Annotated in this window: 13 protein-coding genes, 1 tRNA gene and 2 pseudogenes; 14 read left to right on the top strand and 2 right to left on the bottom strand. The window is 51.5% G+C overall.

Annotation, left to right across the window (positions count from 1 at the left end; all coding sequences use genetic code 11):
- The 14 genes and pseudogenes from tuf to HUF13_RS07475 form a co-directional block, all read left to right on the top strand.
- Positions 1-271, top strand: a pseudogene (gene tuf, locus HUF13_RS07540) (elongation factor Tu); the annotation flags it as partial.
- Positions 272-282: 11 nt separating this feature from the next.
- Positions 283-435, top strand: coding sequence for a 50S ribosomal protein L33 (gene rpmG / locus HUF13_RS07535; RefSeq protein ID WP_088640950.1), 153 nt, complete (start codon positions 283-285; stop codon positions 433-435).
- 12 nt (positions 436-447) lie between these two features.
- Positions 448-520: transfer RNA gene (locus HUF13_RS07530), tRNA-Trp, on the top strand.
- A gap of 19 nt (positions 521-539) precedes the next feature.
- Positions 540-728 carry a preprotein translocase subunit SecE gene (gene secE, locus HUF13_RS07525; protein ID WP_173474552.1) on the top strand — a complete coding sequence of 63 codons (189 nt, stop codon included), beginning with the start codon at positions 540-542 and terminating at the stop codon, positions 726-728.
- A 3-nt stretch (positions 729-731) separates the two neighbouring features.
- A complete protein-coding gene (nusG, locus tag HUF13_RS07520) occupies positions 732-1,271 on the top strand; it encodes a transcription termination/antitermination protein NusG (RefSeq protein ID WP_173474551.1) in 540 nt (179 codons plus the stop codon).
- Between the two features lie 31 nt (positions 1,272-1,302).
- A pseudogene (gene rplK, locus HUF13_RS07515) lies at positions 1,303-1,617 on the top strand (50S ribosomal protein L11); the annotation flags it as partial.
- A 72-nt stretch (positions 1,618-1,689) separates the two neighbouring features.
- Positions 1,690-2,376, top strand: coding sequence for a 50S ribosomal protein L1 (gene rplA / locus HUF13_RS07510; protein ID WP_173474549.1), 687 nt, complete (start codon positions 1,690-1,692; stop codon positions 2,374-2,376).
- 8 nt (positions 2,377-2,384) lie between these two features.
- Complete coding sequence (gene rplJ, locus HUF13_RS07505; protein ID WP_304038932.1) at positions 2,385-3,053, top strand: 50S ribosomal protein L10; 669 nt, start codon at positions 2,385-2,387, stop codon at positions 3,051-3,053.
- Complete coding sequence (gene rplL / locus HUF13_RS07500) at positions 2,942-3,304, top strand: 50S ribosomal protein L7/L12 (protein WP_304038938.1); 363 nt, start codon at positions 2,942-2,944, stop codon at positions 3,302-3,304. Before rplJ ends, rplL begins: the two co-directional genes overlap by 112 nt.
- 105 nt (positions 3,305-3,409) lie before the next feature.
- Entirely contained in the window at positions 3,410-7,699 is a 4,290-nt protein-coding gene (rpoB, locus tag HUF13_RS07495; RefSeq protein WP_173474548.1) for a DNA-directed RNA polymerase subunit beta, read from the top strand.
- 2 nt (positions 7,700-7,701) lie between these two features.
- Positions 7,702-12,141 carry a DNA-directed RNA polymerase subunit beta' gene (gene rpoC, locus HUF13_RS07490; RefSeq protein WP_173474547.1) on the top strand — a complete coding sequence of 1,480 codons (4,440 nt, stop codon included), beginning with the start codon at positions 7,702-7,704 and terminating at the stop codon, positions 12,139-12,141.
- Positions 12,142-12,208: 67 nt separating this feature from the next.
- Positions 12,209-12,598, top strand: a complete 390-nt coding sequence (rpsL, locus tag HUF13_RS07485; protein WP_015731968.1) for a 30S ribosomal protein S12 — start codon at positions 12,209-12,211, stop codon at positions 12,596-12,598.
- Between the two features lie 11 nt (positions 12,599-12,609).
- Positions 12,610-13,086 carry a 30S ribosomal protein S7 gene (rpsG, locus tag HUF13_RS07480; protein WP_072829989.1) on the top strand — a complete coding sequence of 159 codons (477 nt, stop codon included), beginning with the start codon at positions 12,610-12,612 and terminating at the stop codon, positions 13,084-13,086.
- A 221-nt stretch (positions 13,087-13,307) separates the two neighbouring features.
- Complete coding sequence (locus HUF13_RS07475) at positions 13,308-14,303, top strand: hypothetical protein (RefSeq protein ID WP_173474546.1); 996 nt, start codon at positions 13,308-13,310, stop codon at positions 14,301-14,303.
- A gap of 9 nt (positions 14,304-14,312) precedes the next feature.
- Here HUF13_RS07475 and HUF13_RS07470 read toward each other — a convergent pair whose 3' ends face one another.
- Together HUF13_RS07470 and HUF13_RS07465 are read right to left on the bottom strand one after the other, a co-directional pair.
- A complete protein-coding gene (locus HUF13_RS07470) occupies positions 14,313-15,242 on the bottom strand; it encodes a glycoside hydrolase family 26 protein (RefSeq protein WP_173474545.1) in 930 nt (309 codons plus the stop codon).
- Between the two features lie 251 nt (positions 15,243-15,493).
- Positions 15,494-16,603, bottom strand: a complete 1,110-nt coding sequence (locus HUF13_RS07465) for a glycoside hydrolase family 26 protein (RefSeq protein WP_304038930.1) — start codon at positions 16,601-16,603, stop codon at positions 15,494-15,496.
- Positions 16,604-16,641 lie beyond the last annotated feature (38 nt).

The raw sequence follows: 16,641 nt of genomic DNA, 5'->3' as shown, positions 1-16,641 counted from the left end.
CAAGGCTGAAATCTACGTTCTCACGAAGGACGAAGGTGGCCGCCACACGCCGTTCATGAACGGCTACCGTCCGCAGTTCTACTTCCGCACCACCGACGTTACTGGTACAATCCAGCTCCCGGAAGGTGTTGAAATGGTGACTCCGGGTGACACGGTCACGATCCACGTGAACCTCATCGCTCCGATCGCTATGGAAAAGCAGCTCCGCTTCGCTATCCGCGAAGGTGGCCGCACGGTTGGTGCAGGTTCTGTAACCGAAATCATCAAGTAATAGAGTAAAAAATGCCCAGAGAACTCATCGTGCTTGAATGCACAGAATGTGGTCAGCGCAACTATGATTGCGACAAGAACAAGCGTCTTCATCCTTCCCGCGTGGAATACAAGAAGTACTGCCGCTTCTGCCGCAAGCATACTGTTCACAAGGAATCCAAGTAAGGAAGTCCGAATAGGTCGATAGCTCAATTGGTAGAGTCACGGTCTCCAAAACCGTTGGTTGGGGGTTCGAGTCCCTCTCGACCTGCTCACTTCCCGGAGAAAAAATGCGTAAGGTTCAGCAATATGTATCAGAATCTGTCCAAGAACTGAAACAGGTTACTTGGCCCACCTGGGAAGAACTTAAGGGTTCTACTCTTGTCGTAATGCTCTTCAGCGTTATTATGGGATTCTATATTGCAGGGCTCGATTTTGCGCTCTCTTGGATTGTAAATTTCATTATGGGTAGAGGTTAATGTATGTCCATGCAGTGGTATGCAGTACACACCTTTACCGGTCAAGAAAACAATATCAAGAAACGCCTTGAGCAAATGATTGAGCGCGAAGGCGTTCAAGATAAATTTGGACGTATACTCGTACCTATCCGCGAAGTTGTTTCCAACGTTCGCGGTAAGCGTCGTGTTAGCGTCCAAAATTTGTTTCCTGCATATATTATTATTGAAATGGAGCTGGACGAGCTCACCCAGCACCTGGTGTCTACCATCAATGGTGTCACCCATTTTGGCGGAATGACTCGCGCTTCTCGAGTACCTATTCCGCTTCGTCAGAGCGAGGTCGATCGCCTCTTGGGAGTTGATCCTGAAAACTCCATCGAAGGCGAGATCCAAATTCCGTACACAATTGGCGAAAATGTCTGCATCAAGGAAGGTCCGTTCAAGGGCTTTGTGGGCGTGGTAGACGAAATTATGGAAAACAAGATTAAGGTCATGGTTTCCGTTTTTGGTCGTTCTACTCCTGTCGAACTCGCTTTTAACCAAGTCGAATCCGCTGACGCATAATTGAGACGGTTTTTGAAACGGAGACAATACAGTGGCAAAGAAAATCACAGGTTATATTAAGCTCCAGATTCCCGGTGGTGCAGCTAACCCAGCTCCTCCGGTAGGTCCTGCCCTTGGTCAGAAGGGTGTGAACATCATGGAGTTCTGCAAACAGTTTAACGCTAAGACCCAGAACGACAAGGGCATGATTGTTCCGGTCGTTATCACGGTCTATGCTGACAAGAGCTTTACCTTCATCACGAAGGTCTCGCCGGTTCCGGCCCTCATCAAGAAGGCTACTGGCGTGCAGAGTGGCTCTGGTGAACCCAACCGTAAGAAAGTTGGCAAGATCACTCAAGCCCAGATCCTCGTTCCATGGGTATTGAAGTGGTTGACTGAGGCAGGTAATTCACCGTTACGTATCTGACAGGAAAATTTCATGTTCAGAGGAAAAAAATACAAAAAGATTGCTGAATCTTACGATCGCACCAAGGCGTACGATCTTAAGGAAGCGATCGAAATACTCAAAAAGTCCGAATTGAAGTTCGACCAGACCGTCGAAGTACACTTCAATCTCGGTGTGGACCCAAAACATTCCGACCAAGTGGTTCGTGGCACTGTCGTGCTTCCGCATGGTACCGGTCGTCAGGTCCGCGTCTTGGTATTCTGCAAGGACAATAACCTTGAAGTTGCCAAAGCCGCTGGTGCTGACTACGCTGGTGGTGCCGACTTGGTTCAGAAGATTCAGGAAGGCTGGCTGGACTTTGACGCCGTCGTTGCTACTCCCGACATGATGCCGGTGATTAGTAAGGTCGCTCGTGTCCTCGGTCCTCGTGGTATGATGCCGAGCCCCAAGGCTGGTACGGTGACGGTTAACGTCGCTCAGACCGTCAAGGAACTCAAGGCCGGTAAGATTTCCTACCGCGTTGACAAGGGCGCTAACGTCCATGCTCCGGTTGGCAAGCTTTCCTTCACTGCCGATCAGCTCGTTGAAAACACGAAGGCTGTTATCGACTCTGTTGTGAAGAACAAGCCTCAATCTTCTAAGGGCACTTACATCAAGAGCCTCACTTTGACGGCTACGATGGCCCCGGGCATCAAACTTGATATGGCACTGACGCGCTAGGAGAAACCATGAAAGCTGTAGTTAAAAAACAACAGACCGTGGACGCGCTCGTCGAGTCCTTCAAGGGCGCTACCGCCGTCTATCTGCTCAATTTCCAGGGCATCACTGTCGATAAGGACAATGCCCTCCGCAAGGCCCTCGCTGCTAAGGGTGTCAAGTACCACGCTGTGAAGAACACTCTTCTCAAGCGCGTGCTCGAAGCTCTCAAGGTTGAAGGTCTCAACGATTCCCTCACTGGCGCAACGTCTGTGATGGTCGGTTTCGAAGAAGACCCGCTCCTGCCGGCTCGCGAAATTGAAGCATTCCACAAAGCAAACCCTGATTTCTTGGTTGCCAAGAGCATTTACCTTGATGGCAAGGCAATGCCGGGCTCCGAAGTCGTGAACCTCTCTAAGATTCCGGATCGTAAGGGCATGATCGCAATGATCGTCTCCATCGCTCTCGGACCTGGCTCCACGATTGCCGGTCAGCTCAAGACCCTCCAGGAAAAACTGGAAAAAGAATCGGGTTCCGAAACCAAAAATTTTAAACGGAATAATCGGAGAAACACATCATGGCAACTGATATCAAGGCACTGGGCGATCAAATTGTTGGTCTTACCCTTCTCGAAGCTAAGGCTTTGGCTGACTATCTTAAAGAAACCCACGGCATCGAAGCCGCTGCCGGTGGCGCTGTAGTTATGGCTGCAGCTGCTGCAGCTCCTGCTGAAGAAAAGACCGAATTCGACGTCATCCTCGCCGAAATCGATCCGGCCAAGAAGATGGCTATCCTCAAGGAAGTTCGCGCTATCACGGGTCTCGGTCTCGCTGAAGCTAAGAAGGTCGTCGAAACTGCCAACAGCGTCATCAAGGAAGCTGCACCGAAGGCTGACGCCGAAGCTCTCAAGAAGAAACTCGAAGAACTCGGAGCAAAGGTTACCCTTAAGTAATGCTTTTGCTGCATTAATTCTTCCTTACCAATTGCCTGCACTACAGTGCGGGCTTTTGGTGTTTTTTGACTATTATTAGGCTCTTCACCGGATGAGGTATTTCTAATGACGACGGAGCGAAAGTCTTATTCCTCCAACAAGTTCCACCTGGAACTCCCGTACCTGATCGAAGTCCAGAAGGCTTCGTACGAGCAATTCCTTCAAAAGGACATTCCCCAAGAGAAAAGGATGAATGTCGGGCTTGAACGCGTGTTCCGCGATATCTTCCCGATCACCGATGACAAGGATTTGTATTCCTTGAAGTATGAAGGATATTATTTCGGCATCCCGAAATACAGCATCCCCGAATGCCGTGAGCGCGGTCTCACGTATTCCATGGAACTTTTCGCAACTCTCTCCCTCCAGGTGTTTGAAAAGGACGGAGAAGAAAGCAAGCTCAAGGAAGAAATCAAGAACGATGTCTTGGTTTGCGAACTTCCTATCATGACCGAGAACGGAACGTTTATCATTAACGGCGCCGAACGCGTCGTCGTTTCGCAGTTGCACCGTTCTCCTGGTGTGAGCTTTGACGAAGAAATGCAACCCAACGGCCGCTCCGACTACAAGAGCCGTATTATTCCGCATCGCGGCGCATGGGTTGAATTCAACACCGAAGGCGACATCCTTTACCTCATCATCGACCGCAAGAAGAAGCTCGCTGCAACGGCTATGCTTCGCTGCATCGGTTTCGAAACCACTCAGGACATCTTGAACCTCTTCTACAAGAAGACCGACGAAATTGTCCTCGACGATGCCGCATTTAACGACTTTGACAAGGAAGGTGTCTGCACCCTCATCAACCGCATCATCTTCAATGACGTGATTGACGAAGAAACGGGTGAAATCATCCTCGAAGCCAACACTGTTATCGACGACAAGAAGCTCGAACGTCTCCGCGAAAGCAGTGTCGAAAAGATTACCGTGCTCTCCAAGGAAGAAGACAACCTCCTCATCCACTACACCCTCGCTGCCGACAAGACCAAGTCCCGCGAAGACGCTCTCAAGGCTGTCTACTCCGTGACCCACCAGCAGCAGGAAGAAGCTCCGAACCTCCAGACCGCCGAACGCTACTTCGACGAACTCTTCCTCAACGACCCGCACAAGTACGATCTTGGCGAAGTCGGTCGTTACCGCTTGAACGCAAAGGTTTACACCGCTGCTATTCTTGCCAAGGTTAAGGAAGTTGCCGAACGCTTCGACCGCGTCAACGAATTCAAGATGCCGTCTGTGACCCAGATGACGATGAGCAAGACTGACTTCCTTGCTATCATCGAATACATGGTCGGCCTCTTCAACGGCGACGAAGGCTACACTCTTGACGATATCGACCACTTGGGCAACCGTCGTACACGTTCCGTGGGCGAACTCCTTGCCGGTCAGATTTCCGTCGGCCTTTCCCGTATGTCTCGCGTCATCCGCGAAAACCTTTCTCTCCATTCCGAAGAAGAACAGACGACTCCGCGCGAACTCGTGAATACTCGCATGGTTTCTACTGTCGTCCAGGCATTCTTTGGCCAGAGCCAGTTGTCCCAGTTCATGGACCAGATGAACCCGCTTTCTGAACTTACTCACAAGCGTCGTCTCTCCGCTCTTGGTCCTGGTGGTCTTACCCGTGAACGTGCAGGCTTCGAAGTCCGTGACGTTCACTACACGCACTATGGCCGTCTCTGCCCGATCGAAACTCCGGAAGGTCCGAACATCGGTCTTATCAACTCCCTCGCTTCTTACGCCGTGGTGAACCACTTCGGCTTCATCGAAACTCCGTATCGTATCGTGGGTCTCGTTGAATTCAAGGACGCTCAGGGCAACAAGTGCTACTTCCCGGAAGAAAAGTGGCATTTCGGTATCTTCAAGGGCTTCGTTCATGATCCGCACCTCTTCGTGGAACTTGAACTCACCCAGAAGGAAATCGACACCGTTCGCTTGAACCTCGACAACCGCCAGCGCGAATTGTTCGAAGGCTTCGTGAACAAGGTGTTCCAGATCAAGGATGCCGACGGTAACGTTTCTTACAGCAAGAACGGTTTTGCTCTCGATGATTTCGACGGCACTCCGGATTACGTACAGGTGGGCGACGTCGTGGAACAGATTGTTTCCGACTACATCAGCTACCTCACTGCTGACGAAGAAGATTCCTTCAAGGTCGCTCCGGCTTCTACCGAACTCGACGAAGACAACCGCTTCAAGGGCGACATGGACGGCTACGTCATCGTCCGCGACAAGAGCGAATACCCGCACTTGATGAAGCAGGATTCCATCGCTATTGGCGACACCGAAACCGAACGTATCGACCTCATGGACGTGGCTCCGATGCAGATCGTGTCTGTCGCAGCAGGCCTCATCCCGTTCCTTGAACACGATGACGCTAACCGTGCATTGATGGGTTCTAACATGCAGCGCCAGGCTGTGCCTCTGCTCCGCGCCGAAGCTCCGGTCGTGGGTACGGGTCTCGAACGTCGTGCCGCTCTCGACTCGGGTACGGTTGTCCGTGCAAAGCATGACGGTAAGGTCACGTTTGTTGACGCTCGCAACATCACTGTGCAGCGTGGCAAGATGGTGAACGGCGTATTTGAACCGCTCACTGGCCTTGGCGAAAACTATGAATTCCTCGGCAAGGATCCGATTGACGAATACAAGCTCCGCAAGTTTGAACGTTCCAACCAGGATTCCTGCATCAACCAGAAGCCGATTGTGAACGTTGGTGACTTTGTGAAGGTCGGCGACGTCTTGGCTGACGGTGTTTCTACTGACCACGGCGAACTCGCTCTCGGTAAGAACATCCTCATCGGCTTCCTCCCGTGGAACGGTTATAACTACGAAGACGCTGTCATTATCTCCGAAGAACTCGCTATCAAGGACACGTTCACTTCTATCCATATCGAAGAATACGAAATGGAAGTGCGCGACACCAAGCGCGGTCCGGAAGAATTGACTCGTGAAATTCCGAACGTCGGTGAAGACGCTCTCCGTAACCTCGACGAAAACGGCGTGATCCGCGTCGGTGCTGAAGTCGGTCCGGACGATATCCTCGTCGGTAAGGTTACCCCGAAGGGCGAAACCGAACTCACTCCGGAAGAACGTTTGCTCCGTGCCATCTTCGGCGAAAAGGCCGGCGATGTGCGCGATTCTTCTCTCAAGGCTCCTCCGGGAATGAAGGGCGTCGTGCTCGAAACCCGTATCTTCAGCAAGAAGGACAAGGCCGACAAGAAGAGCAAGGAAAAGGATCAGGAAACCATCGAAGAAATTCGTATGAATTTCCAGAGCCAGATTGACCGCATCAAGGATGCATGCCGTGAACACTTGTTCGACCTCCTCGCAGGCAAGTCTGCCGGCAAGGTCATGGACAACGAAACTCACGAACTCTTGATCCGCGAAGGTCAGACTTATAACGAACAGAACCTCAGATTCATCGACGTCACGAAGGTTTCTCCGCTCTCCACGTTCGTTGTGGATGACGATGACCTCCAGGACAAGGTGCTTTCTCTCGTTCTCGTCGCTCGCGACAACCTCGATACCCTTACCCGCACGATGGAAAAGGAAATCGACAAGGTTACGAAGGGTGACGAACTCAAGCCGGGCGTTCTCAAGAGCGTCAAGGTCTACATCGCGAAGAAGCGTTGCCTCTCCATCGGTGACAAGATGGCAGGTCGCCACGGTAACAAGGGTGTCGTTTCGAGAATCGTTCCAGTCGAAGACATGCCGTTCACTGAAGACGGTCGTCCGCTCCAGATTCTTCTGAACCCGCTAGGCGTGCCTTCTCGTATGAACATCGGTCAGGTGCTTGAAGTTCACTTGGGCTGGGCTGCAAAGACTCTCGGCTTCAAGGTGACGACTCCTGTGTTCGATGGTGCCAAGTTCGAAGATATCTGCAAGGAACTCGAAAAGGCTTACCAGAAGAACCCGATCGTGAACTACGAAATGGATCCGGATAACAACAAGATTATCGGTAAGGCAAAGCTTTACGACGGCAAGACCGGTGAAGCCCTCCTCAACCCGGTGACCATCGGTTACATGTACTACCTCAAGCTCGGTCACTTGGTTGACGACAAGATCCACGCACGTTCTATCGGTAGCTACGCTCTCGTGACGCAGCAGCCGCTTGGCGGTAAGAGCCAGTTCGGTGGTCAGCGCTTCGGTGAAATGGAAGTGTGGGCTATGGAAGCTTACGGCGCCGCTTATACGTTGCAGGAACTCCTCACCGTCAAGTCTGACGATGTGCAGGGCCGTTCCAAGGTCTATGACGCCATTGTCAAGGGTCAGAATACTCCGAAGCCGGGTATCCCTGAATCCTTCAATGTTATGATTCGCGAAGTTCATTCTTTGGGTCTTGATATCGAGACCACTGGAGACAAGTAATTATGGCTGAAGAAATGACTGAACAGTTTGGCGACATTTCTATTCATCTCGCCTCCCCGGACCTGATCCGTTACTGGTCCTATGGCGAAGTGACAAAGCCGGAAACGATTAACTACCGTTCCTTCAAGCCTGAAAAGGATGGTCTTTTCTGCGAAAAGATCTTTGGACCGGTTAAGAACTGGGAATGCAACTGCGGTAAGTTCAAGCGCATCCGCTACAAGGGCGTCATCTGCGACCGTTGCGGCGTTGAAGTGACTCACTCCAAGGTCCGTCGTGAACGCATGGGCCACATCGAACTTGCTATTCCTCTGACCCACACCTGGTTTGTCCGTAACCAGCCGTGCGTCATTGGTGCACTTCTCAACCTCAATACTAAGGACCTCGACCATATCATCTACTACGAAAAGTATGTGGTGATTGATCCGGGTACGACCGACCTCGAACCGAATTCCCTGATCGACGAAGCTCAGTATCAGGACCTCGTTGCCGAAGGCCGTGAATTTGAAGCCAAGATGGGCGCATCTGCTATCAAGCAGTTGCTCGACCGCGTCGACTTGACCAAGCTCTCCGAAGAACTCCGCTTGCAGGCTACTTCCAAGTCCAAGACCAAGCAGGACGATGCCGTGAAGCGCCTCAAGGTCGTCGAAGCCTTCAAGAAGTCCCAGATGGAAAGCTTCCGCAGCTACTACAAGAATCCGGATCCGGCCCGCGACGCAAGCAAGGCCTGGCTCAAGGGTCTTGCCGAAGCTGTTGCCGAATTCAAGGTAGATTACGAAGCCAAGCACGATGACTTTGTGCTTGCTGACGCCTACGAAGAATTCCGCCACAAGTATCCGAACGAAGCTCGTTTGCTCGCTAACCAGCCGTCTTGGATGATCCTCGACGTTCTTCCGGTTATCCCGCCTGATCTTCGTCCGCTCGTACCGCTCGAAGGTGGTCGCTTTGCTACCTCCGACTTGAACGAACTCTATCGCCGTGTCATCAACCGCAACAACCGCTTGAAAAAGTTGATCGACATCCGTGCCCCTAACGTGATTCTCTGCAACGAAAAGCGTATGCTCCAGGAAGCTGTCGACCAGTTGTTCGATAGCGGCCGCCGCACCGCTCGTGCAGGTTCTGCACGTCCGCTCAAGAGCCTCGCCGAACTCCTCAAGGGTAAGCAGGGCCGCTTCCGTATGAACTTGCTCGGTAAGCGTGTGGACTATTCCGGCCGTTCCGTGATTGTCGTGGGACCGGAACTTCGCATGCACCAGTGCGGTCTCCCGAAGCGCATGGCTCTTGAACTTTACAAGCCGTTCATCATCCAGCGCTTGGAAGAAGAAGGCATTGTCTATACGCTCAAGTCTGCTAAGAAGTACGTTGACGCAGAACGTCCTGAAGTTTGGGACATTCTCGAACAGATTATTGAAGACCACCCGGTCATGTTGAACCGCGCTCCGACGCTTCACCGCTTGGGTATCCAGGCCTTCTATCCGAAGCTCATCGAAGGTAACGCGATTCGCCTCCACCCGCTCGTCTGTACAGCATTCAACGCTGACTTCGACGGTGACCAGATGGCTGTGCATCTTCCGCTTTCTTTCGAAACTCAGCTCGAATGCCGCGTGTTGATGCTTTCTTCGAACAACATTCTTCACCCGGCTTCCGGTCAGCCGATTGCTGTGCCGGGCCAGGACATCGTGCTTGGTCTGTACTACCTCACCAAGCCGCGTCCGAACCGCAAGGGTGAAGGCATGCACTTCTACGACCCGGCCGAAGCCATCCGCGCTTACGAAAACGATGTCGTCGATTTGAATGCCAATGTTTACCTTAAGCTCCCGGCAGGTCGCAAGATCTATATGGGCGCTGTCGAAAAGGACTGCACCTGCATCCGCGAAATGGCTGACGACAATGGCAATATCGAAGTCAATGTCAAGGCTGGCGAAAAGGTCAAGTTCCTTACCCTCAAGGAAGATAACGTCATCAAGACGACTGTCGGCCGTATCATCTTTAACGAATTTGTTCCGAACGCTCTTGGTTATGCCAACGAAACCTTCGGCAAGAAGGTTATCGCTAAGTCCATTGACGACCTCTATCGTCGTACCGGCAACCGCGTGACCGTCGACTACCTCGACGACCTCAAGGCTAACGGTTACAAGTGGGCAACGCGTGCTGGTTCCTCCGTGGCTATCGCCGAAATGGTTATCCCGAAGGAAAAGCAGGAAATGCTCGACAAGGCTGCCGAAGCAGTTTCCAAGATTCGCGCCCTTTACGAAGACGGTGTCATTACTGACGGTGAACGTTATAACCAGACGATTGACGTGTGGTCCAAGACGACATCCGACGTTGCTGCCAAGCAGTGGGATTTGCTCTCTCACGACCGTGACGGTTTCAACCCGGTTTACATGATGGCCGACTCCGGCGCTCGTGGTAGCCGTGAACAGATTAAGCAGCTGTCCGGTATGCGTGGTTTGATGCAGAAGCCGATCAAGCAGCTCGGTGGTCAGGAAGTTATTGAAAACCCGATTAAGTCTTGCTTCCGTGAAGGCTTGAACGTGATGGAATACTTCATTTCGTCTCACGGTGCTCGTAAGGGTTTGGCTGATACCGCTCTTAAGACGGCTGACGCTGGTTACCTTACCCGTCGTCTCGTTGACGTAGGCCAGGACCTCGTGATTACCGAACCGGACTGCGGTACTACCGATGGTATTGAAGTTTCCGCATTCAAGGACGGTGACGATACTGTCATTCCTCTTGAAGAACGTCTCCTCGGTCGCGCTCCGGTCGAAGACATCAAGCACCCGGTTACTGGCGAAGTGATTGTCAAGGCTGGCGAACTCGTTACCGAACGTGACCTCCCGAAGATTTCCGCTACAGGTCTCGAACACATCAAGATGCGTTCTGTGCTTACCTGTAACTCGAAGACCGGCGTTTGCGCCAAGTGCTACGGCCGTATGCTTGCTTCCGGTCGTCCGGTTGACCTCGGCGAAGCCGTGGGTGTGCTCGCTGCACAGTCCATCGGTGAACCGGGTACGCAGCTTACCCTCCGTACGTTCCATATTGGTGGTGCTTCTTCCCGTCTTACTGTCGAAAGCGACAAGAAGGCAACGGTTGACGGTCACATTGAACTCGAACAGGTCGAAACGGTGGACCACGAAGGCCAGAAGGTCGTCGTCTCCCGTATGGGTGAACTCGTTATCTTCGACAATACCGGCATCAACAAGGGCCGTTACCAGATTCCGTACGGTGCAATCTTGCACGTCGAAAACAATGCTACCGTCAAGAAGGGCGAAAGCATGTTCGAATGGGATCCGTATAACAGCCCGATTATCACGAACGTGTCCGGTACGATCGCATTTAGCAATCTTATTGAAAACAGAACTTACCGTATTGAACGCGATGAAATGACTGAAGTCGAAACTTGGATCGTCATCAGCGACAAGCAGCACGGTAAGAACCAATTGCGTCCGGTCATCATCATCAATGATGAACGTGGCGAAAAGGTTGGCCACTTCATGTTGCCTGACGGCGCTATCCTCGCCGTGCATCAGGGCGACAAGGTTACCTCCGGTCAGGTTATCGCAAAGCTTCCGCGTGCTGCTGGTAAGACCCGCGATATTACCGGTGGTCTTCCGCGCGTCGCTGAACTCTTCGAAGCTCGCGTTCCGAAGAACAAGGCATTCATCGCACCGGTTGACGGTCTCGTCAAGTACGGTAACGAAGTGCGCAACAACCAAGAAGTTATTATTCAGCAGATGGATGGCAACGAAGTGAAAGTGCTGGTTCCGCGTGGTATCCATCTGGCGGTCAATGACGGTGACCGTGTCCGTGCTGGTCAGAAGATCAGCGAAGGCAGTGTGGACCCGCACGATATCCTCGACGTTCTCGGACCCGAGGATGTGCAGCGCCACTTGGTGAACGAAATCCAGGCAGTTTACCGCCTGCAAGGTGTGGCTATTGCAGATAAGCACATCGAATGTATCGTTCGTCAGATGATGCGCAAGGTTCGCATTCTGGATCCGGGTGAATCGGATCTCTTGCCGGGCGAAGAAATTTCCAAGACCCGTCTCCGTACCGAAAACGAACGTCTGCGCGCTCTCGGTAAGGCTGAAGCTAAGTATCAACCGATGCTCCTTGGTATCACTAAGGCTTCCTTGGCAACGGACAGCTTCATTTCTGCAGCTTCCTTCCAGGAAACCCAAAAAATCCTTACCCGCGCCTCCATCGAAGGCTGCGTGGATCCGCTCATGGGTCTTAAGGAAAACGTGATTATGGGTCGACTTATTCCGTGCGGTACTGGTGCCCGTCACTTGAGGAACGTCCAAGTGATCGATGCCGATGCCGACGAAATGGAAGAACGCTCTCGTTTGCAGAATGTACAGGCTGAAAATTACGAATCTGGTTCCGGAATCCAGCTCTTGGATAACGAAATCGGCTCTTCTGACGAGGAAGATTCAGATAATTAACAGCTAAGTACTTGAAATATTTGGAAATAAAACTATATTTGCACTCCAAAATCTAGGAGATTAAACAGTGCCAACTATTCAACAGCTCGTCCGTAACGGACGTGAACAGATCAGCAACAGGACCGCTTCCGTAGCTTTGAAGTCCTGCCCCCAGAAGCGCGGCGTTTGCACCCGTGTTTACACCAGCACCCCGAAGAAGCCGAACTCTGCTCTTCGTAAGATCGCTCGTGTGCGCCTTTCCAACAAGATGGAAGTTACCGCTTACATCCCGGGTGAAGGCCACAACCTCCAGGAACACTCCATCGTGCTCATCCGCGGTGGTCGTGTGAAGGACGTTCCGGGTGTTCGCTACCACATCATCCGTGGTACGCTTGATACTCAGGCAGTCAACGGCCGTCAGAACGGCCGCTCCAAGTACGGTGTTAAGAAGAAAGGTGCCGCTCCGGCCAAGAAGTAAGGAAGTAATCTATGTCTAGAAGAAGAAAGGCTCTCCATCGCTCCATCCTCCCGGATCCGCGTTTCCACTCCACGCTCGTCACCGAACTCGTTGGTGTCGTGCTCAAGCAGGGTAAGAAGACCATCGCTGAACAGATCGTCTACACCGCTCTCGACCTCCTCGACAAGAAGGTTGAAGGCAAGGAAACCCCGCTCGAAAAGTTCGAACTCTGCCTTGAAAACATCAAGCCGCGTGTCGAAGTCAAGTCCCGTCGCGTTGGTGGTGCAAACTACCAGGTCCCGATGGAAGTTGCTCCGGATCGCGCCAAGGCTCTCGCTCTCCGCTGGCTCCTCGATGCAGCTCGTAACCGCAACGAAGCCAACATGGCAGAACGCCTTGCTGCAGAACTCGTTGCCGCTAAGAACAGCGAAGGCAACGCAGTCCGCAAGAAGAACGATACGCACAAGATGGCCGAAGCCAACAAGGCTTTCGCTCACTTCCGTTTCTAATTCTTGCGCGCAAGCACAGAATTATCCTAGAGGAAGGTCCGCGACAAAATCGCGGGCCTTTTCTGTATTATGGGCAGCCGCGAATGTTGCGGGCTTTTTTTGCATTTGTAAGCTGGGATTGTCATTGCGAGCATCGAAGATGCGCGGCAATCTTAATTATCCGATTAAGATTATTCAAAAAGGATAATCCTTTTTGGATAAAAATTGTATTTATGTTGTGTATGAAATTTCTGCGAAATTTTTGCTTGCTGGTGGTGGTGCTTGTTGCGCTCCTTTGCGGGTGCTCTCAATCTAATGAAGATGATTTGAAAAGCGCAAAGCGGTTTGAGGAGTTGAAGACGCTACCTCTGGATAGTGTTCTTTCGCGCGCGTTTAATTTTTATGAGCAGTACCAGGCGACGAATGACACGCTGCTACGCGATTCCATGAACGATTACAAAAGTCACTTCCTTGCGAGGTTGAAACGTTCTACGGATTCTCTTTGCGGAACGATCCCGGCAGATGATTCCCTGGCGGCTGATTTACGTGAAATCAATGAAGCGGTTTCGAAATATTTTTATGAATATCATATTAAACACATGTATTGGTTTATGCTTGATACAGCAAGGCGTGAATCCCTTCTTGAGATGGTAGATAGTACACAAAAAGTAGAACTGACTGCACCTGGGTGGAAATGGGAAACTAAGGAAGATCATGAAGCGGCGATTATGGGTATTCCGTTTGAAGAAGCTTTGTCGGCCTTGAAAAAGGATTCTACTAGTATGTTTAAAGTTGCTTATTTTGTTCAAGAGTTGCAGGTGCGTTATGTTGATACTGTAGCCGCTGACATGAAGGCTTTTCAAAAGATTGAGCCGTTCCATATAAAGCGGGAAGAGTGGAAAAAAACGAAATCTGCCTGCATGGAAAAAACTCCGATAGGCCAGCAGGTTCTTGTTCTAAACAAGGAATATGAATCGTTATTGAACAATTTTATGAAAACGAAAGCGCGAGGGGACCGCCGTTTTTTGATGTGGGAGATTCCCGTTTCGCCACGTTTTTGGGATGATGATTTTTCTTTTCATTCTTACCCGACCATAGTGAGTGCGGTATTAAACAAGAACCATGATATGGTAACCTTGAATGTGAATGACGGCTATGGTCGAGGTGGCTTTTACTACTTGTCCAAGCGTTCGGGGAAATGGGAAGTTGTTATGCTTCGAGACGGCTGGATATGGTAGAATATCGGTTTATCTCTTTTTGCCCTTAGAATTTGTCTTCATCTTCTTGATTCCCGCTTTCCAGGCATCGACGGCAGCCTGCGAAGTGTTGAGCGCCCAGTCGCCTTCGTAGTCTTTGCTTTGGCTGAACCACATCACGGCGAATACGCGTGAGTAGTCGGTGCTGAAGTGCTCGAACATGTCGGCGATCCATTCGGCCTTGCTCCCTCCTTTTTCGGAGCTGGAGATTTCGGCGATAAAGAGCGGTTTGTCGATGTTTGCGAGTGCCTTGTAGGCATCGTCGAATACTTGTGCAAAGGACTTCCAGCTGGACCAGCTTTGGCTTTTGCCCCAGTTGTAACCGTCGATGGAAATGTAGTCGATGTATTCGTCACCGGGATAGTTGCCTGTGAGCGTGGCGCCTTCGCCGTGGTTCGTGACATTCGTGGTCCAGACCCATTTGACGTTCTTCACGTTTTCTTCGCGGAAAATCTTGACGATGCGGCGGAATGCTTCGGTGACATTAGCATCGGTATTCCCGGCGCCTTTTTTGCCCACGCCCCAGTCGTACCAATCGCCGTTCGCTTCGTGCAGGGGGCGCAACCAGATTTCTTCACTGTAATTTTTGACGCCCTTTGCGAACTCTCGGATGTAGTTGTCCGTCTTGCCGTTCACAATGTCTTGGGCGCTGTAGCCTTTGGGCATCCATGTGACGACTAGCGTCGATCCGTTTTCTTTTGCGATGTCTGCGTAAACTTGCACCCGCTTCCAGTCGTCCACGTCGAAAACTGCAAAGTAACTGATAAGATCAAGATGAGCATCTTGCAAGTCTTGGAACGCCCGTACATTCTCTTTGGTGGGCTGCGGGGATTGTCCGGGGCCTCCGACCCAAGCGCCGATTTGGATCGCCATCGCTGCAACTGGCGCGGCGCAAAGAGATGTGAATAGTTTGTTGTTCATAAGGCTCCGTTAAGTTTCTTGAACTGTTATATTTAAAAGATACTTTGAGCGCTTTCGAAGAGCCCGAACAAAAGCGCATAAAAAATTCAAAGTGTCTCTAGTGTTTGGCTTTGCGCGAGTTTTGTGCTGCGGAAAATCTGAATTATTGGTGATGTTCCCTTTTGCGTGCATACAAATAAAAAATCCCCACTCTAGCGTTTTGAAGGAGCTAGAATGGGGGTTGTCCAAGGAGTTTTATGAATAAGTTTTGTTTAGCGCTTCACGGATAACTTGTAAATGCTTTGTGCGTTTGCCTTGGGAGCGTCGATAGCGTGTATGCCCGCGGTGAAGTGCTGCACCGGGCTCTGCCACAGGACACGGCCCTGATAGTCAAACTGCACGACACTTGCCTTTAATGCTTTGCCGGTTTGCATGTAGAGCTTGCCGTCTTGCAGGCGAAAGGAACTGCTGGATGCCCTCCCGGCTGGTTTGATGGAGGTGCTGCTGTCCAAAGCCTTCATCTTCGCGATGCCTGCTTTCCATGCATCAACTGCAGCCTGTGAAGTGTTGAGCGCCCAGTCGCCTTCGTTATCTTCCTTGCTCTGGCTGAACCACATCACCGCAAATACGCGGGAGAAGTCTGTAGCAAAGTGCTCGAACATGTCCGTAATCCATTCGGCCTTGTTACCGCCGAGTTCGGAGCTGGAAATTTCGGCGATAAAGAGCGGCTTGTTGATTTTGGCGAGTGCGTCGTAGGATTTTTTGAACACCTGCGAGAACGTCTGCCAGCTAGACCAGCTTTGGCATTTGCCCCAGTTGTAACCGTCGATGGAAATGTAGTCCACGTATTCGTCGCCGGGGTAGTTGCCGGTGAGCGTCGAACCCTTTCCTGCGTTTGAGGCGTTGGTGGTCCATACCCATTTGACGTTCGTTACGCCTTCTTCCTTGAAGATTTTTACGATATGACGGAATGCTTCGGCGACGTTTGCATCGGTGTTGCCTGCGCCAGCCTTGCCTACACTCCAATCGTACCAGTCGCCGTTTGCTTCGTGGAGCGGCCTGAGCCAGATTTCTTCGCCATAGCCTTTAACACCCTTGGCGTAGTCGCGGATGTATTCATCGGCCTTGCCGTTCACCAAATCTTGCGCGTTATAGCCGTTTGCCATCCAGGTCACCACAAGCGTGGAGCCGTTGTCTTTTGCGACATTTGCATACTCTTCGGTCGCGTCCCAGTCGTTCATGTCGAAGAGCGCAAAGTAGCTGATGAGGTCAATGTGCGTGCCCTGCAAATCCTGGAATGCCTGCACGTTTTCTTGAGTGGGCTGCGGGTATTGGCCGGGGCCACCGACCCAGGCGCCGACTTGGAATGCTAAAGCGGTCATAGGCAAGATCCCCAATGTGAATAGTAACGATTTGAACA

The sequence above is a fragment of the Fibrobacter succinogenes genome (assembly GCF_902779965.1).
GTDB lineage: Bacteria > Fibrobacterota > Fibrobacteria > Fibrobacterales > Fibrobacteraceae > Fibrobacter > Fibrobacter succinogenes_F.
This window is presented reverse-complemented; position numbering and strand designations above follow the sequence as displayed.